The sequence below is a fragment of the Streptomyces sp. NPDC050743 genome (genome assembly GCF_044456925.1).
Lineage (GTDB): Bacteria > Actinomycetota > Actinomycetes > Streptomycetales > Streptomycetaceae > Streptomyces.
Genome location: NZ_JBITGJ010000011.1, coordinates 1 through 19032 on the forward strand (window position 1 = coordinate 1; position 19032 = coordinate 19032).

Genomic DNA, 19032 nt, shown 5'->3' on the forward strand with positions numbered 1-19032 from the left:
TAGGGCCTGCTTGAGCCGTGTGCGGGGCCAACCCGCCCGCACGGTTCTCAGGGGGCCGGGGCACAGCAATGTGCCCCGGCTACCCGACAGGCCGAACTCCACCTGCTCAAGCAGCGAATGTGGAGCGGGCGCCTGAACAAGGCCCGCCGCGGCGAGCTGGCCTTCCCGCTGCCCAGCGGCTACGTCCGTCGCCCGTCCGGGGAGGTCGCCTTCGACCCGGACGAGCAGGTGCAGACCGTCATCCGCCTGATCTTCACACAGTTCGAACGGCTCGGCACGCTGCACGCAGTACTTCGCTATCTCGTCGACCACGACATCCAGTTGGGCATCCGGCTGCGCGAGGGACCGGACAAGGGCACCCTGGAGTGGCGAAGGCCGAACCGGATGACGCTGCAAACCTTGCTGCACAACCCCGCCTATGCCGGGATCTACGCCTACGGGCGCCGCAGGGTCGAGCACCGCCGGCAGCAGCCGGGGCGCCCCTCCACCGGCAGGGTGGTGCGCGGTGAGGACGAGTGGCTGGTGTTCATCCCCGACGCGCTGCCCGCTTACATCACCGTCGAGCAGTACCGGGCCAATCTGGCCCGGCTTCAGGCCAACGCCGCCCGGGCCGAGACCCCCGGCGCCGTCCGAAGCGGCCCCGCGCTGCTGGCCGGGCTGGTGCGGTGCGGCCGCTGCGGCAAGCGCATGACCGTGCGCTACCACCAGCAGGCGGGCAGCACCCGCCCCGACTACGTGTGCGCCCGGCAGATGACCGACTACGGGGCCGGGGAGCGTTGCCAGGCACTGAACGGGGCCTGCGTGGATGCCTTCGTCACCGCCCATGTCCTGGCCGCGCTGGCCCCGGCGTCGCTTCAGGTCTCCTTACGCGCGGCCGAGCAGGTCCTGGCCGAACGGGCCGAGCTGGAGAAAGTGTGGTCTCAGCGGCTGGAACGCGCCGCGCTCAGTGTCGACCGGGCCCGGCGCTGTTACCGTCTCGCCGAGCCCGAGAACCGCTTGGTCGTACGGCAGTTGGAAAAGGACTGGGAGCAGGCCCTTGCCACCCAGCAGACCCTGCAGGAGGAGTACGACCGCTTCACCCTGACCCGTCCGCGCACCCTCACCGCCGCCGAGCAGCGGGCCATCACCGAGCTGGCCGGCGACATCGCGGGCCTGTGGAGTGCGCCGACGACCACCGCCGCCGACCGCAAAGAGATCATCCGCGCGCTCGTGGAGCAGGTCACCGTCACCGTGCTGGGCACCAGCGAACGCGTCACCGTCACCATCACCTGGGCCGGCGGCAGGACCACCACCGGCGAGACCGCCCGCCCCGTCGCCCTCCTGCAACAGCTCAGCTACTTCCCGCAGATCAAGGAGCGTGTCCGCGAGCTGGCCGGGCAGGGACATCGCGCCGAGGCGATCGCCCGGCGCCTGCACGCGGAGGGCTTCCGCCCGGCCCGCGGACGCGGGAACCGGATCAGCGCCAGCGCGGTCAAGGAGATCCTGCGCGAACTCGGCTGCCTGCCGCCCGCCCGCTCCCGGTCGGCCGCGGCCCCCGGTGAAGAACCCGGCCGCGATGAGTGGTGGCTGGAAGATCTCGCCGCCGAACTCGACATGCCCGCAGTGACCCTCTACTCGTGGATCTACCGCGGCTGGGTGAACGCCCGCAAGGAGTCCCGGCGCCCCTACCGCTGGATCCTCCACGCCGGACCCACCGAACTCGCCGAACTCCGCAAGCGACGCACCCGCCCGCCCGGCTGGTACACCCGACGACGCTGGACCGACACGGAGCCACCCATCCCGGCCCAAGACGGAGATCAAACAGCCAGTTCCCATTTATGAGTGCACTGTGGTTGACACATCTCGATGGCCCATCGGCTGCCCGCGATGCGGATCAGCTCGTCCAGGGTGGTCTCGGCGGGGCAGTACGCGATGTAGTAGGAGATCTCCTGCGGGCGGGCGACGCTGCGGCGGGCAATCACCCAGTGACGGCGGTCGGGCCGGTGCCAGGGCCGCGCCTCGACGCGTGCCCAGTCGCAGATCCGCAGGCCGTGAGCCCCGGTGCCGCGGGAACGGCGCTTCCATTTCCTGGTCACCGGTCGTCCGGGGAGTGGCAAGAGCACACTCCTGCGCTCCCTGGCCGCCAACCCGGAGATCCGCCGCTTCCGCTTCTACTTCGACCTCAGTCTCAAACCGAAGGACGAACCCTTCTCCGAGTGCGCAGCCCGAACTCCTCGCGCCGGCCATGACATCGGACCGCTCGCGCGCCTACGACCTCTTCCTCTACCTCATCCGTTCCGGGACCGCGCTGTGTCGTAGCCGGCCTCTTCTCGCTGCTTAGCAAGGGCATCCCGGAACCGAGCCACGCATCAAGCCTTCCGAGCAGGGCGATGGGCGAGGCAGCAGGCCCCTGCCACAGCCGCAGGTCAGTATGCCGGACACCGTCCTGCCTGATGCTGACCTTTTGCTGACCTGGAGGCCGCGATCAAGGCTCTGACCTGCGGAAACACCCAAACGCTAGATCTTGGACTTGAACAGAGTACGCAGCACTTTGGACTCCTGGAAGACGGCTCCCTGCCTGCTTTGTGCAGGTCAAAGGCGTTGTTCACTGTACACGGGCATACCTTCGACTCGAAGACCTTCCAGAACATCGTGCGCCGTGGCGAGCAGGTTCCTCACCTGCGCGATCTGCGCGAAACAAGCTGCCGCGAAGCCGTCGACCAGGAGCATGTACGGAAGACTCTCCCGGTCCAATGCCGATTGGATGCTGACTTACCTGATGAGTCATCAGGTAAGTCGAGAGATCCAGAGCAAGTTGCCAACTGGGGTCAGCGGCGGTGAGGTAGAGGACCAGGGCGCGACGCGCTCCTCCACCACACGACCGAGCGCTTGCGCTCTATTTCCGCTCTTCGCCATACCCAATGCGCATGAAAAAGTCTCGGATGACGACGGTTGCAGGCGCCCGTTCAGCCAGGACTTCCAGCAGATCGGGGCGGATCACGACGGCACAACCGGTCCTCCGCGGCCAGGCGAGGTGGTAGGAGCGCCTCTCGCACTCGGTGCACCGACAGGTAACAAGCCACTCCATTTGGGGATTTCGGCGCGGCCGAGAGCACACACCTGATCATGCGTTGCCGTCACCGCCACCAACAACTTGTCGCCGAGCCGGCTCCGGCCGATGACTGCGAGCGCCGCACACTACGCGCGCAGCCCAGACACGCGGCGCTCACCGAGGGGCGCATCACGTGCCCCCACAGACTCGGCGACAACGAGTTCACCGACCCGACAGGAACCATTTCGGATGGTCTGGCAAAAATAGGAATAGAGCATTGAAAGTGCAGAAAGCGGACAATCATGGCTCTCGAATACGACGTCCTCGTCACCCTTCCTCCCCGGGCGGTCCTGCCCGATGGTTCCTCGGTCCGGCCGCTGCCGGCCTGGTCCCCGATGTCGGCGACCCTCATCTACGGGGAGCGGGACGCCATCCTGATCGACGCCCCGCACCTGGAGGAGCAGTCCCGGCAGGTGGCCGAGTGGGTGCTGGCCTCGGGCAAGAACCTGGTCGCGATGTACACCACTCACGGCCACGGCGACCACTGGTTCGGTTTCTCCGAGGTCGCCAAGCACTTTCCCGACGCGCGGATGATCGCCACCGAGGGCACCGTGGCCCTGGCGGAGTTCACCGCCGGAAAGCGAATGGCGTTCTGGAACAGCCAGTTTCCCGGCCAGATCGTCAAGGACATCGTGCTGCCCGAGGTGATCGACGACTACACCTTCCTCCTGGAGGGCGAGGAGGTCCGGTTCGTCGAGGCCGGCGACAGCGACGGGCCGGACACCACGTTCGTGCACGTGCCGTCCATCGGCCTCGTCGTCGCGGGCGACATCGTCTACAACGGCGTCCACCCCTACCTCGCCGGCGGCGAGAAGGCCCGGCCGCTGCCCGAGCGGCGCGCGGACTGGATCGCCGCCATCGACAAGATAGCTGCGGTCCACCCTCGCGCAGTCGTCGCCGGACACAAGAACCCCGCCAACGACGACGACCCCCGCCACCTGGACGAGACCCGCAAGTACCTGCAGGACACCGAGGAAGTGGCCGCCGTCGCCCGCCACGCCAAGGAGTTCGCCGATCTGATGCTGCTGCGCCACCTGGACCGCATCAATCCCACCATGCTGGCCCTGACTGCCGAACACCTCTACCCCGGAACGACCGTCGACGGACGCGCCATCGAGTGGTGACACACCACTCCCGCGGGCACCGGCACCACGGCCCATACCGGCCACGTCGGGCCAACCGCGAGAACGACGGAGCCCCGGCCCATGAAGAGCCGCTCGGACCGCGCAGCAGGTAGCCGTCTTTCGTGGTGCCGTGCTTCTCCTCGTGGCGTTCCCTCGCTTCCCGCAGCGAGCGCGGCAGAGGAACCTCTCGGAACTCCCCTGCCTTGCGGTGCTTCAGCTTCGTCGGCAGTGCGTGTTGGAGTGGATCTGCTCTGCACCCGGTAGACGTCATCCGCCACAACGTTGTTGACGTTCACTGCCCGGGCTTCCCCGTTTCGCAAGCCGCAGCCCACCATCATGACGATCTCGAGAGCAAGGATGTGATCCGCGGCGGTCAGGGCCGTTTTCACATGGTCGAGGGACGGGATGACCGCCTTCCCGCGGGCGTACTCCGGCTTCTGGACCCCCTTTGCCGGGTCGTCCGCGATGAACGCCGCCCCCAAGCCCGCCACCACACTGGCAATGACATTGGCGGCGGCGAAGAACCGCAGGAGCAGTGGCTCGACGGGTAGCTGCCGGCTCTGGACGCGCGGCTGCGTGAGGGCCTGGACCGGGACGTCGGAGTCCTGACCCGCAACCCCTCTTGCATGTTCTATGGCATACACCTTAAGTTACTGACAGGTAGACCGTTTGGTGGCCCGTATGGCCATGGGGAAGCTGGTGAGCAGATGAGCCCGCGCAGGAGTGAAAGCCGTGACCGGATGGTCCTCAGTGCTGCAGCCCTGCTGCGTGAATACGGTGCGAGCGCGACCAGCATCGACCGTGTGCTCGCCCACAGCGGAGCTCCCCGGGGCTCGGTGTATCACCACTTCCCCGGCGGGCGGGCGCAGCTCATCGAGGAGGCGCTGGCACTGGCGGGGGACTTCCTCACGGGGCTGATCGAAACCGCGATGCAGGTGGATGACCCGGTGGCGGCCGTCGACGCGTTTTTCCGGCTGTGGCGTGACCGGCTCGTGGAGAGCGGCTTCCGGGCCGGCTGCCCGATCGTGGCGGTGGCCGTGGAGACCAACGACGATGCACCCCAGCTTGCCCGCTCGGCCGCCGCAGTCTTCGCCCGCTGGCAGGAGGCCCTCACGGCTTTTCTCGCCCGGCACGGCCTGACCGAGGAACGCAGCCGCCGACTCGGTGCCTTCATGATCGCCGCCGTCGAAGGCGCGGTGATCATGTGCCGGGCCGAACGGAGCACCGCCCCGATCGAGGCAGCCGCCGCCGAGATCCACGACCTGCTCCTCCACGCCCTGCGCGACCGCCCCAGTGCCGAATCCGGTCCCCGGCCGTAGCCCGCAGTCGCTTGTCCAAGTCAGCTCAGCCCGAAGGAGTCGCCATGCCCTCACTCGACCGTCAGGACAACGTCTTCGTCCTCGACCTGGGAGACGGAGAGAACCGCTTCCACCCCGACTGGCTCACCGCCGTCAGCGCCGCGCTCGACGAGGTGGAGAAGGCGGAAGGCCCTCGCGCCCTGGTCACCGCCGCCACCGGCAAGTTCTACTCCAACGGGCTCGACCTGGACTGGCTGTCCGGCCACACCGACCACTATCAGGACTACGTCGTCACCGTCCATGAGCTGTTCGCGCGGATGCTGTCGCTGCCGGTCATCACGGTGGCCGCGCTGCAGGGGCACACCTTCGCCGCCGGCGCGATGTTCTCCCTCGCTCACGACTTCCGCGTCATGCGCGCCGACCGCGGCTACTGGTGCCTGCCGGAAGCGGACATCAACATCCCCTTCACCCCCGGCATGGCCGCCCTCATCCAATCCCGGCTGGCGCCGCAGACCGCGCACGAGGCCATGATCACCGCCCGCCGCTACGGCGGCGCCGACGCCGCGGCCACCGGCATCGTCGACCAGGCCGTCACCGAGGAAGCCGTGCGCTCCACCGCGATCGAGATCGCCCAGGCACAGGTGAACAAGGCCGGCGACACCCTCGGCACCATCAAGGCCCGCATGTACGCACCGGCCCTGGCCACCCTGCGCGACACCACCAACCCGCTCGGCTGACCAGCACCTCACCGACCGCACCAAGCCGTGCCCCGGGCGCCGTCCCCCGGGGCACGGGCTGCCCCAACTGCCCACCGCATCAGGGCGTTCACCGCAAACACCATCTTCCGCGACAACACCTGGCACAAGCGCGACCAACAGGACGCCCTGCGCGTCAGCCCGCACGACGCCGAACAGCTGGGCCTGTCCGAAGCGACGCCCTCACCCAGCTCACCGCGTCGCGCGGCACCGCTGAGGCGGTGGTCGAGAGCGACGCCCGCCTGCAGCCCGGGCACGCGGCCCTGCCGAACGGCTTCGGCCTCGACCTGCCCACCCAAGACGGCGGCAACGAACGCACCGGTGTCGCCCTGAACACCCTCACTGACTCACCTGGCGCGACCCCATCGCCGGAACCCCCTGGCACAAGCACGTTCCGGCCCGTGTCCAGCCCCTCCCCGCCTGATGAACACCCTGCCCCTCGGGGCGGCACCACCAGCACCACGCAAGGAGAACGACCCGTGACCACCACCGACCTCACCGCCATGACCGGCCTGGAACTGATGCGCTGGGTGCAGACCGAACGCCCCACTGACATCCCCTCCATCGGCCGCCTGCTCGGCATGCGCTTCGACGAGGTCGCCCACGGCCGCATCGTCATCTCCCTCGACACCCGCCCCGACTTCGCCAACCCTCTCGGCACCGTCCACGGCGGCATCGCCGCCACCCTCCTCGACTCCGCCATGGGCTGCGCCGTCCACACCACCCTCCCCGCCGGCACCGGCTACACCACCCTCGAACTCAAGGTCAACTACATCCGCGCCGCCCGCACCGACGGCCAGACCCTCACCGCCGAGGGCACCGTCATCCACGCTGGCCGCCGTACGGCGACCGCTGAAGGCAAGGTGCTAGACGACCAGGGCAAACTGATCGCCCACGCCACCACCACCTGCATGATCCTTTAGGTCGCTCGCCGAGGTCGGCTTCACCTGCCGTGAAGGTCACGTTCCGCGTGGGCCGTCGGCGGCCGAGGCTGAGGGGGGCAGCCCGTGGACGATGGCAGCGCGCTGCCCGAGCTGCTGGCGCAGGATCTGGTTTTCGACCGTGGCCTGGTGCAGGGCGCCGACGAGAGCTTCGACGTCTTCCTTGTGCTGGGCGATCTCTCGGCGGCCGTGGCACGCAGCTCGTCGAGGGCGAGGACGTGATCCGCAACGGTCAGCGGCGTTTTCACATAGCCGAGGGATGGGATGACCGCCTTCTCACGGACGTACTCCGGTTCCTGGACCCCCTTTACAGGGTCGTCTGCCATAGCGCCCTTGCCATAGGCGTCCCGCAGGCCGGGGCCGCCACTGCTTCGCGGATTCCGCGACGGTCCGCTGACCGAGTTCCCGGCGGGCCTCGGCAACGGATGGCGCCGTGTTCTTTTTCTCCGCGTAGATCTGCGTCAGGCGCTCGACCGCGTCGTCCTGCGTGTCGTAGCCGGCCTCTTCCCGCTGCTCGCCGAGAGCGTCCCTGAACCGAATCGTGTACGGGTGCGGGCAGCGACTCGGCCTGAAGCGGGCGCCGGGCGGCGCAGCAGGTCCCTGCCGCGGGTACAGGTCAGCAAGCCGGACACCGTCCTGCCTGATGCTGACCTTTTGCTGACCCAGAAGCGGCGATCAGGGCTCTGACCTGAGGAAACACCCAAACGCTAGATCTTGGATTTGAACATGGTACGGAACACGGAGAAACTCCCAGTTTATCTGCTCCCTGCCTGCACTTTTGCAGGTCAAGGGCTGTTTCCACACCTTACAACCAGTCGCTTGTTCGGGCAGTTTTCCCATGTTTTTCAGGACTCATACGTGGTTCGGCCGGCTCACTCGGGCTTTTGGCTGGTCGCGCACGAGTCGGGGCTCGTCGGGCCAGGGGGCGCTCTCAGTCGTCCAGGGCGCTCAGCAGTTCCTGACGAGAGAAGCTGTTCGGCGGCAGTGTCGCGGTCCGACGGTACGCAATCGTGCCGTCGGCGTTCACGAGGAAGGTCCCTGCGAAGCGCCCGGGTTCCCACGACCGGCCATGGACAGCCTGCTCGAGCCCTTCGCGCGTGGCGAGCCCGCTCTCTTCGAGGGCCCGGACCAGTTCTTCGATCTCCTCGTCGAGGCGCTGCACGGCCATGGCGGAGGTGCGGCTCGCGGCGCCTGTCGTTCCGGCCATCCCCGGCGAGGAGAAGGAACTGCCCGCGCCGACGCCTGGACGGTACGCGCCGCGCGCGGGAACCCACTCCTGAGGTCGGTGACTTGAACGAGCTGATGGGGCAGGCTCGACAGGATATCCGGGCGGCAGCAGTCGACATCTGAACACGACTGTCGATGGGGCGGTGAACGGCATGACGGTGAGACTGAACGCGATGGCGTTCAACCACGCAGAGAAACTGACCGAAGAGGGCCGGATCGTCCTGGACGACCGGGATGAGTGGAGCGAGCACCGGCCTTCGGCAGCGGACGAGAATGCCTACCTCGAGGAGCACGGATTCAACGAGTACGCCAGATGGTACCTGGGCATCGATGACGAGATGGGAGAGGAGACCAAGGGCCGGTACAAGTTCCCCTACGGAGCGCGTCCACCGCTGCGGTGTGCTCTCTGCCGAGGTACGCGCCGGACAGCAGAAATACGCGGACATCGAGAACGCCGCCGCGCACCTGCACGGACTGCTGGACGGCAGGCGGGCCGGGAACCGGTGACGGCGCCGGAAAAAGTGCACCCTCTCCCGGCCCCCGGCGACGGGTAGTCCTGGCGCTAGGCGTCGTCGCCCCGCTCGCCCTCCGCCTGGGATGGCTCGCTCCGGGGGACGTCCGGGTGCTGTTCCGTTGCGGTACGCTCGTCCGTCTCGTCCCGCTCGCCCTCGGCCTGCGAGGGTGTGCGCGAGTACCAGGCGTCGTAATCAGGGGCTCCGGATTTCATGACGGGCCTCCTTCGTGGCTCACGTCCATCCTCCCCTCTCAGGCCGTGGTGGAACACCTGCGGCTTCACCGTGCGAACGGCAATCCAGCGTCGTTCAGAGAGGCGATCCGCGACCGGTCAGCCCCCACCATCGGCCGTCGCCAGGTCGTCGGCGCCGAGGCTGTCCGGCGCTGGTCCCTCACACAGGGAAAATGCGAATGCATCAACTACGAAAACCAGAGATGAACCGGTGAGCCCAGGACCTCGCAAGCGGGTAGCACCAGAACCGGCGGTGAACGGCCTGCACTTCCGGGCAGGACACCGAAGCAGGGTGTCCGGTGGCGCGGCGTGCGGTGCCGACCGGGTGGCGCGGAGTCTGGTGTTCCGTGGTGGCGCACGCAACCGTGGCCCCGTGGTGGAGCAGGACCCGCACGGGGAGGACGAGGAGATCCGACCGTACCGCCTGCACATGCTGGCAGGGGCCAGCGTGTCACGCGGCGTCGGCGTTACCTCGGGGGCATCCTGTGGCCACGTGCGATCGCGAGGGCAGCCGACGATAAGGAGTCATGCGGGTGTCGTCTCAGGACGTTACGGTCGTGGCTCTCCTGGCGGATCCGGATGCGCCGACGGAGATCGCGCAGCGCATGGCCCAGATGCTTCCTGATCGGCTCGCCGACAAGTCAGGCCAGGGACGACGGTTCGACGTCGAGGTGGTCAGTGAGCCCTTCACCGCAGGGGCCGAGGACCCGCCGCCACATCAGTGATCGGTATCCCGTTACCGAGCGCGTTCGATGCGAAGTAGTGCCGGAAGCTGTGGCTCTGGCCGACCACAACGGACTTCGAAGGTCGACATCACGTTCGACCTCGATACTTCAGCGGCCTGAGCGCATGCCCTGGCCGTCGGTTCGCCCTGCTCCTTCTGTGTGATCGCGGGCGGGGTGCTCACCGCCCGCACGACCCGCGAAGCACCCCGGCACCCGCGGCGGTCGCTGCGGTTGCCGCCGCCCTCTGTCTTGGGGCCGGGGCAGCGGGCAGATGAGACGGATGCCGACCTGAGCGCCAGTACGTCGTCGGCCGCGGGTGGTATCGAGCACTCGTCGGATCCCACAGGCAAGGGATCACCCTGTCCCGTTCTCCGGGTACCGTCAGGGTATGAGTCATCCGCACCCCGAGCTGAAAGCCGCCCCGCCCCTTCCCGAAGGAGGGCTGCGGATCATCGCCCTGGGCGGCCTGGGTGAGATCGGCCGCAACATGACCGTCTTCGAGCACGCGGGCAAGCTGCTCATCGTCGACTGCGGCGTGCTGTTCCCCGAGGAGACCCAGCCCGGCGTGGACGTGATCCTGCCGGACTTCACCTCGATCCGGGACCGGCTGGACGACATCGTGGCCGTGGTACTCACCCACGGTCACGAGGACCACATCGGCGGCGTGCCGTACCTGCTGCGTGAGCGGTCCGACATTCCCGTCGTCGGCTCCAAGCTGACGCTGGCGTTCCTGGAGGCCAAGCTCAAAGAACACGGCATCCGGCCGCGCACGGTGCGAGTGCGGGAGGGCGACCGGCGTGGCTTCGGGCCCTTCGACTGCGAGTTCGTGGCGGTCAACCACTCCATCCCCGACAGCCTCGCGGTCGCGATCCGCACCCGGGCCGGGATGGTGCTGCACACCGGCGACTTCAAGATGGACCAGTTCCCTCTCGACGACCGCATTACCGATCTGCGCGCCTTCGCCCGCCTCGGCGAGGAGGGCGTGGACCTGTTCCTCACCGACTCCACCAACGCCGAAGTACCGGGCTTCACCACCTCCGAGCGAGAGCTGAACCCGGCGATCGAGCAGGTGATGCGCACCGCGCCGCGCCGGGTCATCGTCTCCAGCTTCGCCAGCCATGTGCACCGCATCCAGCAGGTCCTGGACGCCGCCCACCAGCACGGCCGCAAGGTCGCCTTCGTCGGCCGGTCGATGGTCCGCAACATGGGCATCGCCCGTGACCTGGGCTATCTGAAGGTCCCCTCCGGTCTGGTCGTGAGCACGAAGGAGCTGGAGAAGCTCCCGGACCACAAGATCACGCTGGTGTGCACCGGCTCCCAGGGCGAACCGATGGCCGCGCTGTCACGGATGGCCAACCGCGACCACATGATCCGCATCGGCAAGGACGACACCGTCCTGCTCGCCAGCTCCCTCATCCCCGGCAACGAGAACGCCATCTACCGGGTGATCAACGGACTCACCCGGTGGGGCGCCCACGTGGTCCACAAGGGCAACGCCAAGGTGCACGTCTCCGGGCACGCCAGCGCCGGCGAACTCGTCTACTGCTACAACATCGTCAAACCCCGCAACGTCATGCCCGTGCACGGCGAATGGCGCCACCTGCGGGCCAACGCCGACCTCGCCATCCGCACCGGTGTCGACCCCGACCGGGTCGTCATCGCCGAGGACGGCGTCGTCGTCGACCTGATCGACGGACGCGCGTCCATCACCGGCAAGGTCCCCGCCGGCAACGTCTACGTGGACGGCATGGAAGTCGGCGGCGCCACCGAAGCGTCCCTCAAGGACCGCCTTACCCTCGCCGCCGAAGGCGTGGTCACGGTGGTGGCGATCGTCGACGCGGACACCGGCGCCCTCGCCGAGGCCCCCGACTTCCTGGCCCGCGGCTTCGTCCACGACGACGCCACCTTCGAGCCGGTCATCCCCGTCATCGAGAAGACCCTGGCCGCCGCGGCCGAGGAAGGTGTCGGGGACGCGCGCCAACTCGAACAACTCCTCGCCCGCGCCGTGGCGAACTGGGCGTTCCGCACCTATCGCCGCAAGCCCCTCATCATCCCCGTCATCATCGACGCCTGAGCCACAGCCCGGCAGCACGGTCCCCGTTCCGGCCGCGGCCCCGCCCGCGACGGACTCCCCGGGCGGGGCCGCCGCACGCCTCTTCCAGATCGTCGGCCTCGGGTGAGGGAGAGGCCGCCGACGCAGGCGATCCCCTCGCCAGGGCAGAGACGACGGCAGAGACGACGGCCGACACGGAGCGCGCCATGCAGGCGAAGCCGGTGCCCTGCGAACCGGCACACCGCGTCATTCCGCAGGAATGCGAAACTCGAATTGGGGACGGTCCCACAGGACCGCGGGCGGGTTCGCGAGGGCGGTCCCGATCCGTACGGCACCGACGCGGTGGTAGAAGTCCTCGGCGGGAAGGTGCGACACGACCATGACACGGTCGAGCCCGGCGGCACGGGCCTCGGATTGCATGTGCGCGACGAGCAGTCGTCCAATACCCCGTCCTTGCGCTTCGTCGGCGACGAACAGCAGGTCGAGCTCCGGTGGAGCGAGGACGAGCGAGTAGAACCCGAGGACCCGGCCTCCATGCTCGTCGGAGCCGACGGCTACGTAGGCGCGGTGGGCCTCGATGTAATCAGGGCCGACCCGGTAGCCCGCGACTGCGGCTGCGTACTTACCCTCGTAGGCGCCTGAGCCACGCACTAGCCGTGTGAGCCTTTTGGCATCCCGCGCGACGGCCCTCCGTATGGTGATCGGCTGACTGATCGGGGAAGTGCGTGAACTCATCGGGAGAGTATTTCGCACCAGGGGGTGCCTTCGTTCGGAGGGGTCGGCTGCTCGGGCAGGCGTTCCTGCACCGCTCCAGCCGCCGGAGGCATGCGCGTGGAGACGAAGCGGTCGTCCGGGAGGTACACGGCGGCGGCCGGGCGGAAAGTAGCGTGGTAGCGAGGGCGGTGATGCCCTCGGCGGCAGTCGCTAACTCACCGCCATCGGCGGTCGGCGGCCTGCCGGCACCGACAGGCAGGTGAGTTCCATGGCCGTCTCCGAGCCCTCTCCCCCGGCAGGACTACTGGCGGACGGTGTGTACGAATGCCTGCGCCCCGGAACGGCACTCCTGCGGCTCACGACGACCCACGACCGTGAGGGCGTTTTCGACGGGGCGTGGTGGCCCCGCTCAAGGAACCCAGGTGCCAAGCTGCCCGGCCTGATCGCCTCGCTGACCGATCGGCTCGGCCCCATCGCCCGCGTCGGCCTGGACCGGGACGCCTGGGACGAGCTGCCGACCCGGATGACTGTCGACGGACGCGTCGTGCGCATCGACTCCTCAGTCGTAGGTGACGACACCGCCCTCGTGACCCGTGGCGACCGCGACCTCTTCTCGCTGCTCGTGATCCCGCCGGAAACGCCCCCGCCCGCGGCGAGGGCCGCGATGGCCGAGGCGGTCCGCACCGGCAATCTCCGGCAGGCCGGGCAGATCCTGGTCGAGACCGGCAGTGATCGGGCCCGCCCCAGCCGCCCGCCGGAGTAGCGGCACGCGCCGATCGCCCAGCGGATCATCGTGACAACCGTGCGGCCGGGTTCCCACGGGACCATCGGTTCACCGGAGTTCCGGTGGCCCGGGGGCCGGGCCCCGGCGGCGGAGTGTCCCGCGAGGGGGTGCGCGACGTGGTGGAGGGCGTGAGGCCCGGCGGAGAGCGGGAGCGGCGGCTGCCGCCAGCGGAACCGTGGCTGTGGCATCGGGTCGTCGGGCAGCTGGGCACGGCGGTGACGGTGATCGACCCGGCCGGGCGGATCGTCGCGGTCAACCCGGCCGCCGAGCGGCTGCTGGGGCGCCCGGCAGCGGCGATGTACGGGCAGGACTGCATGACCTGTGCCATCGGGACCCGGGAGGCGCCCGGATCCCACGAGAGCGCTGCCCGTTGCTGCGGGCACTCGGCGAGGGGCGTTCGGCGCGCGTGGACGACGGCAGGTGTCTGCGGGATGACGGACGGCTGGTACCGATCGCCTGGTCGGCCACTCCCCTGATGCAGGACGGCGTCTCCCAGGGCATGGTCGTGCTCATCGTCGAGACAGCGGCGGACGGCCATGCCCACAGGGAAACGCGCGGAACCCGCGGAGCAGGCAGAACGCACCGAACAGCCGGAACGAGCCGCTCATACGACCGCTCTAGAGAGTCTCACCAAGCGGTTGACACTCGTCGCGGAGATCACCGAGGTGCTCGGCCAGACCCTGGAGGTGGACGAGGCCCTCGCCCGGTTGAGCCGGCTTCTGGTTCCCCGCCTCGGCGACGGGGCGGCGGTAGACCTCCGGGTCCGCTCCCGTCAGGTGCACCGGGTGGCCGTGACCGGGCCTGAGGGCCGTGACGCCGGACAGGAGGACTGGCGTGGTCAACTTTTACCCCCGGCCGGAGAGACGGCCCCTTCGCCCCTGGCCCAGGTGCCGAACGGAGGCGGTCCCATCCTGCAGGACCGGGCAGACACGGAGACACTGCTCGACTCCCCCTGGCCGCGGTTCACAGCGCCTTCCTCTCAGCGACCGGTGCGTCAGAGGTCGTCACGGTGCCACTGGGCACCGGACGGCAGGTCACCGGCGCCCTGACGCTGGTCCGCACCGACCCGGCACGGCACGGCCCTTCGACACCGGCGATCTGGACGTGGCGAGCAACATCGGCCGCCGGGTCGGCCCGGTCATCGACAACGCCCGCCGGTTCGGCCATCAGCGCGAGGTCGCCGAGGCCATGCAGCGCAACCTTCTTCCTGCACTGCCCGAGCACCGCCGGATCCAGCTGGCCGCCCGGTACCAGCCCGCTCCGGCCGGATCGCAGATCGGTGGCGACTGGTACGACGCGTTCCCGCTGAGGGACGGCGCGCTCGCCCTCGTCATCGGCGACGTCGTGGGCCACGATCTGGCCGCCGCGGCCGGCATGGCGCAGTTGCACGGCGTCCTGCGCTCCCTCTCCTGGGACCACACCGGGCCGACCGGTGCCGTCGTGGACCGCCTCGACGACGCCATGCACGCCATCACGACCGTGCCGATGGCCACCCTCGTCCTCGCCCGGTTGGAAGGCCCGGGCACCGGCCCCTGGACGCTTCGCTGGACCAGTGCCGGGCACCCGCCTCCCCTGCTGCTGCCCCCCGGCGGGAACGCGCAGTACCTCGAAGTCGGGCAGGGACTGATTCTCGGAACCCACCTGGGCGTCGGCAGTCATCGTCCGAGTGCCGCTCGCGCCCTGCCGCCGGGGTCCGCGCTCCTGCTGTACACCGACGGCCTGATCGAGGCTCCGGGCAGCGACCTGGACAGCGGGCTCGGCCGACTGCGCCGCCATGCCCTCGCCCTCGCGCACGAACCGCTGCACACCCTGTGCGACCAGCTGTCCGCCCGGATGCCACCCGGCAGCACCGACGACATCGCCCTCCTCGCCCGGCGCCTGCCCGTGCGCTGACCGGGGCGGGCCGTGATCGATGACGGCGCTGCTCACGCCCCCGCAGTCAGCACCAGCACGCGGCACGAGCCGGGCGGTCCGGCCGTGCGGGTGTCGTCTCCGGCGCTCCGCCACCCCCACGACCTCAACGTCTCAACCATGCCGACGTCCCAGGCTTCCACCAACGTGACTCCGAGCGCGGAGCCGTGGTCGGCGAGCAGTCGCCGCTGCAGGCGCCGGGCGAGGTTCCAGGCACGGCCCTGGTTCTCCCGGCGCACGCGGGACGGGACGACGATCCCGGAGACGACGAAGAGCCGCCCGGGGGCGACGCGGCGGAGCAGGCTCTCCCGAACGTCTCCGTCGAAGCCCGCCCACCACGGACCGGCGCCGCTCACGGGAAAGCCGTAGGCGCATCCGGTCAGGACCGTGGTCTCCGCGATCAGCAGCGAGAACCCCGGTCGTCGTGCGTCGGCCGCGAGGTGTCGCAGAAAGGCGGCACGCGCCTCGTTCCACGCCCATGGGCCGCCGCCGGACACCTCCGCGTACAGGTCGCCCAGCTCCTGCAGGCGGTCCTCGACCTGGCCGCGCGTCAGCGGGCGGAGGCGTTCTCCCTCGTGGGGCGAGGATCCCTGCTCCCGCATCGGTCGGCCCGGCCTGCGCGTGTACGACCTGCCCGGTGCCGGCTGGGGCGCGGGGAGGTTCGAGGTCGTCGGGAGGAGCATGTGCGCGCTCATGGGTCGGACCCTGCCCCGGGCGCGGACCAGGCCCACCCGGCGTCGCCGATCACCGAGAGCGGCACCGGTGCCGGAGCCGATGCCCGGCATGCCCTCGGTGTCTCCACCGTACTCCCGGCCGGTCCCGCCACGGTTGCGCGGCGGCGGCCGACGACTGCGACAGCCCGTTCCGGGAGAGCACCGGTCTTGCGCGAGGGGTCGGTCGTGGCACGCACGCTCCCTTGCCCGGCATACCCTTCAAAAAGGGGGTGGCCGTGGTGACACGCCGCAGCTCGCACCGACGACGGGCGTCGGGCAGCGACCTCGGTCGGGGTTGCTCCCTCACCTGCCAGGAGGTCCGTATGAAGCACGAGCCCTTTCCCTCCGAAGGCCAGGCCGAGGTCCGCATCGTGGCCGCGACGCCGGAGGTCGCCCGGCGCGTCGCCGAAGTGCTCCGGCGCTGCTTCGCCTCGACCGAGCAGCGCAGCTATCCCGCGGGCCACGCAGGAGGGACCCGGCTCCACATCACCCCTCGACACCGCTCAAGCGGCGGAACCCGCACAGTCCTGGCTCACGACCAGCACCTCGACAGAGCAGACACAGACACACGCCGACGAGGTGTGACCCGGATCCGAGCGGCCCGAGGATCCGCCGTCGCCTTGTCCCCGCGCGGCCGTCAAACCGGAGAACGACAGCCATGACGAAACTCCGCGAACGCAAGAACAACCGGAAGGCGGTCCTGCGATCCCTGTACGGGGCCGTCGAGCGCAACCGCCCCGAGGTGAATGGATCGGCGCTGCGCGCCGAGCTGGCCCTGCCCGACGAGGACCTCTCCGCCGCCTGCGCCTATCTGACCGACGAGGGTCTGATCAGCGTGGACTGGACATCACACCACACCCCCGCCACCGTCTCGCTGACGCACGCGGGCATCCGTCTGATGGAGGAACTGGAGGAGGAAGAGGAGGAACAGGAGGACCGGGTGAAGCCAGAGGAGGCACAGCCGGACGACTGACCCGCCCTCTTCTCCTCGTCCAGAGGTAGCCTGACCGCACCGAGAGCTTTTCGCGCAGCGCGACCGGCGGTGCCGTTCCCGGCGAGTGACGAAACGGGCAGTCGTCCGACGGCTCCCGGGACGGGACCGCACGATGGAACCCGGCGGAGCACCGGCCGAAGGCGCGTCCTCGGCCGACACGCACACGTACCGCATGCCCACGCCTCGCCTGGCCCTCACCCCGGACGTCAGCCACGGCCCGCTGAACGGGGCCTGGTGGCCGCACTGCGATGCGCTGGAGCTCGAACTTCCCTCGCTCGTCGGCTCGTTGGGGCCGGACCCGGACACGACGGTTCGGGTCACCGTGGACCCCGCCGAATGGTTCGACACCCCGCGCACCGTCATGGCGCCCGGCCGGGTGATCGCCGTGGAGTCGGCCGGCCCCGGAGGCGAGACGCACGTCATCTCCCTGGACTGCGGCTCCGTGGGACGTTGGGTGCTCCTGGTCATCCCGCCGGATGAGCCGGCCGGAACAGCCGCCCGGCTGCTGGCCGCCGCGGCCGACTCCGAGAACCCGCTGACCGCCGCGCGCCTGCTGGCGCTCGGCTGGTGAACGATTCCGAAATCCACAGCAGGTGAATTGTCGTCCGCGGGTTGGCACACCGAAGGATGTGGCACCCGGCTGGTGGCGGGCCGGACGCGCGAACCACGTCCCGTAGGGCCAACGGTTCGGCAATGAGCCGCGAGGCCGCACGAGGCCGGTACGACCCGCCGGCCCGGTTGTCGTCGCGGGGCTGCCCGGCGGCAACCGGTGTAGCCGGTCCGAGCCGTTACCCAGCAGTGCTGCACATGTGCCACCGCGACCGCGCATGGACACACGGCGCCGAACCGCCGACAACTACCGTCATCCTGCGCTGCCGAGGGCGCCACTGCTTCGCGTATTCAGCGACGGTCTGCTGACCGAGTTCACGGCGGGCCTCAGCAACGGACGGCGCCGTCTTCTTCTTCTCCCCGTAGATCTGAGTCAGGCGCTCGATCGCGTCGTCCTGCGTCCCGTAGCCGGCCTCTTCACGCTGCTTACCGAGAGCGTCCCGGAACCGAATCGTGTACGGATGCGGGCAACGAGTCGGCCTGGAACAACCGCACTCCTTGAAGAACGACCCCATCCCACGAGCGAGCTGTCGAGCCACCTATCAAGCCTTCCGAACAGGGCGGCGGACGGCACAGCAGGCCCCTGCCACGGGTGCAGGTCAGCAAGCCGGACACCCTCCGGCCTGATGCTGACCTTTTGCTGACCCGGAGGCGGCGATCAGGGCCCTGACCTGCAGAAACACCCAAACGCTAGATCTTGGACTTGAACATGGTACGGAACACGAGGAAACTCCCGATTCGTCTGCTCCCTGCCCGCTTCTGCAGGTCAAGGGCGTTGTGCGGAGGCTACATCGTTTCTCATGTGTGGTCAGCTGCCGGCAGCTGTTCGAGGACTCACGCTGACCCGTTGCTGCTTTTCTGAGGTGTATTCAGGACGAGATGTCCCGCAAACGCTTCTTGCCGACCTGACCGATCTTCGTCGACGGCTTGACCGGCTACCAAGCGCGCGCCCGCCGGATCGGCCGGTCTGGGCGTCATCGTCGACGCAGAGTTCCTGGCAGTCACCGGCGGGGACATGGACGTCTTCGGCACCGACGACCGCCTCGCCGGCTGCGCCGGCGTCGCCCCCGTGCCCCGCGACTCCGGCAGGATCAGCGGCAGCGGGCGGTGCCCGCAGATCCACCTGCCTGGCATCTACGTCCAGCGGATTGTGGCGCTCACCCCGGAGAAGCCGATGACCAGCAGAGCGAGAGGGGTACGGCACGTTCCTGATGGCCTGGGCCCGCAACCAGATGGCCGCCCGAGCCGTCATGCGTGCGCTGGGCGAGCGTCCGCCCGTCCCCGCGCCCGACAAGAGACTCTGCCGGCGATCTTGCCGTTGCAGCGTGCCCTGGCGCCACCACAGGGG

At 69.2% G+C, this 19032-nt stretch carries 19 protein-coding genes and 3 pseudogenes; 15 read left to right on the plus strand and 7 right to left on the minus strand.

The window, feature by feature from the left end; translation table 11 throughout:
- Window positions 1-117 precede the first annotated feature (117 nt).
- Window positions 118-1821 (plus strand): recombinase family protein, encoded by a 1704-nt coding sequence (locus tag ACIBJF_RS14105; protein ID WP_399173972.1) that lies wholly within the window; start codon window positions 118-120, stop codon window positions 1819-1821.
- A 14-nt stretch (window positions 1822-1835) separates the two neighbouring features.
- Here ACIBJF_RS14105 and ACIBJF_RS14110 read toward each other — a convergent pair.
- A pseudogene (locus ACIBJF_RS14110) lies at window positions 1836-2087 on the minus strand (IS701 family transposase); the annotation flags it as partial.
- A 484-nt stretch (window positions 2088-2571) separates the two neighbouring features.
- Window positions 2572-2709, minus strand: a complete 138-nt coding sequence (locus ACIBJF_RS14115) for a hypothetical protein (protein WP_399173973.1) — start codon at window positions 2707-2709, stop codon at window positions 2572-2574.
- A 624-nt stretch (window positions 2710-3333) separates the two neighbouring features.
- Here ACIBJF_RS14115 and ACIBJF_RS14120 point away from each other — a divergent pair.
- The 5 genes from ACIBJF_RS14120 (at window position 3334) to ACIBJF_RS14140 (ending at window position 7431) form a co-directional block, all read left to right on the plus strand.
- Window positions 3334-4215 (plus strand): MBL fold metallo-hydrolase, encoded by an 882-nt coding sequence (locus ACIBJF_RS14120; RefSeq protein WP_399173974.1) that lies wholly within the window; start codon window positions 3334-3336, stop codon window positions 4213-4215.
- Between the two features lie 626 nt (window positions 4216-4841).
- Complete coding sequence (locus ACIBJF_RS14125; RefSeq protein WP_399173975.1) at window positions 4842-5534, plus strand: TetR/AcrR family transcriptional regulator; 693 nt, start codon at window positions 4842-4844, stop codon at window positions 5532-5534.
- Window positions 5535-5578: 44 nt separating this feature from the next.
- A complete protein-coding gene (locus tag ACIBJF_RS14130; protein ID WP_399173976.1) occupies window positions 5579-6250 on the plus strand; it encodes an enoyl-CoA hydratase-related protein in 672 nt (223 codons plus the stop codon).
- 497 nt (window positions 6251-6747) lie between these two features.
- Complete coding sequence (locus tag ACIBJF_RS14135; RefSeq protein ID WP_263279980.1) at window positions 6748-7191, plus strand: PaaI family thioesterase; 444 nt, start codon at window positions 6748-6750, stop codon at window positions 7189-7191.
- 84 nt (window positions 7192-7275) lie between these two features.
- Window positions 7276-7431 carry a hypothetical protein gene (locus ACIBJF_RS14140; RefSeq protein WP_399173977.1) on the plus strand — a complete coding sequence of 52 codons (156 nt, stop codon included), beginning with the start codon at window positions 7276-7278 and terminating at the stop codon, window positions 7429-7431.
- Between the two features lie 709 nt (window positions 7432-8140).
- Here ACIBJF_RS14140 and ACIBJF_RS14145 read toward each other — a convergent pair.
- Window positions 8141-8416, minus strand: coding sequence for a hypothetical protein (locus ACIBJF_RS14145; RefSeq protein WP_399173978.1), 276 nt, complete (start codon window positions 8414-8416; stop codon window positions 8141-8143).
- Between the two features lie 582 nt (window positions 8417-8998).
- Window positions 8999-9163: a hypothetical protein gene (locus ACIBJF_RS14150; protein ID WP_014670850.1), complete on the minus strand. Its 165-nt coding sequence runs from the start codon at window positions 9161-9163 to the stop codon at window positions 8999-9001.
- 551 nt (window positions 9164-9714) lie between these two features.
- On the opposite strand from ACIBJF_RS14150, the gene ACIBJF_RS14155 reads away from it, so the two are divergent.
- Window positions 9715-9906: a hypothetical protein gene (locus ACIBJF_RS14155; RefSeq protein ID WP_399173979.1), complete on the plus strand. Its 192-nt coding sequence runs from the start codon at window positions 9715-9717 to the stop codon at window positions 9904-9906.
- A gap of 388 nt (window positions 9907-10294) precedes the next feature.
- Window positions 10295-11980: a ribonuclease J gene (locus ACIBJF_RS14160; RefSeq protein WP_399173981.1), complete on the plus strand. Its 1686-nt coding sequence runs from the start codon at window positions 10295-10297 to the stop codon at window positions 11978-11980.
- Window positions 11981-12205: 225 nt separating this feature from the next.
- Here the strand turns inward: ACIBJF_RS14160 and ACIBJF_RS14165 are convergent, their stop codons facing one another.
- Complete coding sequence (locus ACIBJF_RS14165; protein ID WP_399173982.1) at window positions 12206-12694, minus strand: GNAT family N-acetyltransferase; 489 nt, start codon at window positions 12692-12694, stop codon at window positions 12206-12208.
- Window positions 12695-12941: 247 nt separating this feature from the next.
- Here ACIBJF_RS14165 and ACIBJF_RS14170 point away from each other — a divergent pair, with 247 nt between their 5' ends.
- Both ACIBJF_RS14170 and ACIBJF_RS14175 read left to right on the plus strand, forming a co-directional pair.
- Complete coding sequence (locus tag ACIBJF_RS14170; protein WP_399173983.1) at window positions 12942-13436, plus strand: DUF5994 family protein; 495 nt, start codon at window positions 12942-12944, stop codon at window positions 13434-13436.
- Between the two features lie 83 nt (window positions 13437-13519).
- Window positions 13520-13933, plus strand: coding sequence for a PAS domain-containing protein (locus ACIBJF_RS14175; protein WP_399173984.1), 414 nt, complete (start codon window positions 13520-13522; stop codon window positions 13931-13933).
- 141 nt (window positions 13934-14074) lie between these two features.
- Here ACIBJF_RS14175 and ACIBJF_RS14180 read toward each other — a convergent pair whose 3' ends face one another.
- Window positions 14075-14299: a hypothetical protein gene (locus tag ACIBJF_RS14180; protein ID WP_399173985.1), complete on the minus strand. Its 225-nt coding sequence runs from the start codon at window positions 14297-14299 to the stop codon at window positions 14075-14077.
- A gap of 262 nt (window positions 14300-14561) precedes the next feature.
- Between ACIBJF_RS14180 and ACIBJF_RS14185 the strand changes: the two genes are divergently transcribed.
- Complete coding sequence (locus ACIBJF_RS14185; RefSeq protein ID WP_399173986.1) at window positions 14562-15350, plus strand: PP2C family protein-serine/threonine phosphatase; 789 nt, start codon at window positions 14562-14564, stop codon at window positions 15348-15350.
- A 32-nt stretch (window positions 15351-15382) separates the two neighbouring features.
- Here ACIBJF_RS14185 and ACIBJF_RS14190 read toward each other — a convergent pair whose 3' ends face one another.
- On the minus strand, window positions 15383-16063 hold the full coding sequence (locus tag ACIBJF_RS14190) for a hypothetical protein (protein ID WP_399173987.1): 681 nt from the start codon (window positions 16061-16063) through the stop codon (window positions 15383-15385).
- A 341-nt stretch (window positions 16064-16404) separates the two neighbouring features.
- Here ACIBJF_RS14190 and ACIBJF_RS14195 point away from each other — a divergent pair.
- The 4 genes and pseudogenes from ACIBJF_RS14195 to ACIBJF_RS14210 form a co-directional block, all read left to right on the plus strand.
- Window positions 16405-16666, plus strand: a pseudogene (locus ACIBJF_RS14195) (hypothetical protein).
- A gap of 73 nt (window positions 16667-16739) precedes the next feature.
- Window positions 16740-17054, plus strand: coding sequence for a hypothetical protein (locus ACIBJF_RS14200; RefSeq protein WP_399173988.1), 315 nt, complete (start codon window positions 16740-16742; stop codon window positions 17052-17054).
- Between the two features lie 193 nt (window positions 17055-17247).
- Window positions 17248-17646, plus strand: a complete 399-nt coding sequence (locus ACIBJF_RS14205) for a DUF5994 family protein (RefSeq protein ID WP_399173989.1) — start codon at window positions 17248-17250, stop codon at window positions 17644-17646.
- Between the two features lie 1017 nt (window positions 17647-18663).
- A pseudogene (locus ACIBJF_RS14210) lies at window positions 18664-18801 on the plus strand (transposase); the annotation flags it as partial.
- Window positions 18802-19032 lie beyond the last annotated feature (231 nt).

Bases quoted from the DNA above. Each gene is read 5' to 3' on its own strand.
- ACIBJF_RS14105 (WP_399173972.1), top strand. From the start codon at position 118: ATGTGGAGCGGGCGCCTGAACAAGGCCCGCCGCGGCGAGCTGGCCTTC.
- ACIBJF_RS14115 (WP_399173973.1), bottom strand. From the start codon at position 2,709: ATGCTCCTGGTCGACGGCTTCGCGGCAGCTTGTTTCGCGCAGATCGCG.
- ACIBJF_RS14120 (WP_399173974.1), top strand. From the start codon at position 3,334: ATGGCTCTCGAATACGACGTCCTCGTCACCCTTCCTCCCCGGGCGGTC.
- ACIBJF_RS14125 (WP_399173975.1), top strand. From the start codon at position 4,842: ATGTTCTATGGCATACACCTTAAGTTACTGACAGGTAGACCGTTTGGT.
- ACIBJF_RS14130 (WP_399173976.1), top strand. From the start codon at position 5,579: ATGCCCTCACTCGACCGTCAGGACAACGTCTTCGTCCTCGACCTGGGA.
- ACIBJF_RS14145 (WP_399173978.1), bottom strand. From the start codon at position 8,416: ATGGCCGGAACGACAGGCGCCGCGAGCCGCACCTCCGCCATGGCCGTG.
- ACIBJF_RS14150 (WP_014670850.1), bottom strand. From the start codon at position 9,163: ATGAAATCCGGAGCCCCTGATTACGACGCCTGGTACTCGCGCACACCC.
- ACIBJF_RS14160 (WP_399173981.1), top strand. From the start codon at position 10,295: ATGAGTCATCCGCACCCCGAGCTGAAAGCCGCCCCGCCCCTTCCCGAA.
- ACIBJF_RS14165 (WP_399173982.1), bottom strand. From the start codon at position 12,694: ATGAGTTCACGCACTTCCCCGATCAGTCAGCCGATCACCATACGGAGG.
- ACIBJF_RS14170 (WP_399173983.1), top strand. From the start codon at position 12,942: ATGGCCGTCTCCGAGCCCTCTCCCCCGGCAGGACTACTGGCGGACGGT.
- ACIBJF_RS14190 (WP_399173987.1), bottom strand. From the start codon at position 16,063: ATGAGCGCGCACATGCTCCTCCCGACGACCTCGAACCTCCCCGCGCCC.
- ACIBJF_RS14200 (WP_399173988.1), top strand. From the start codon at position 16,740: ATGACGAAACTCCGCGAACGCAAGAACAACCGGAAGGCGGTCCTGCGA.
- ACIBJF_RS14205 (WP_399173989.1), top strand. From the start codon at position 17,248: ATGCCCACGCCTCGCCTGGCCCTCACCCCGGACGTCAGCCACGGCCCG.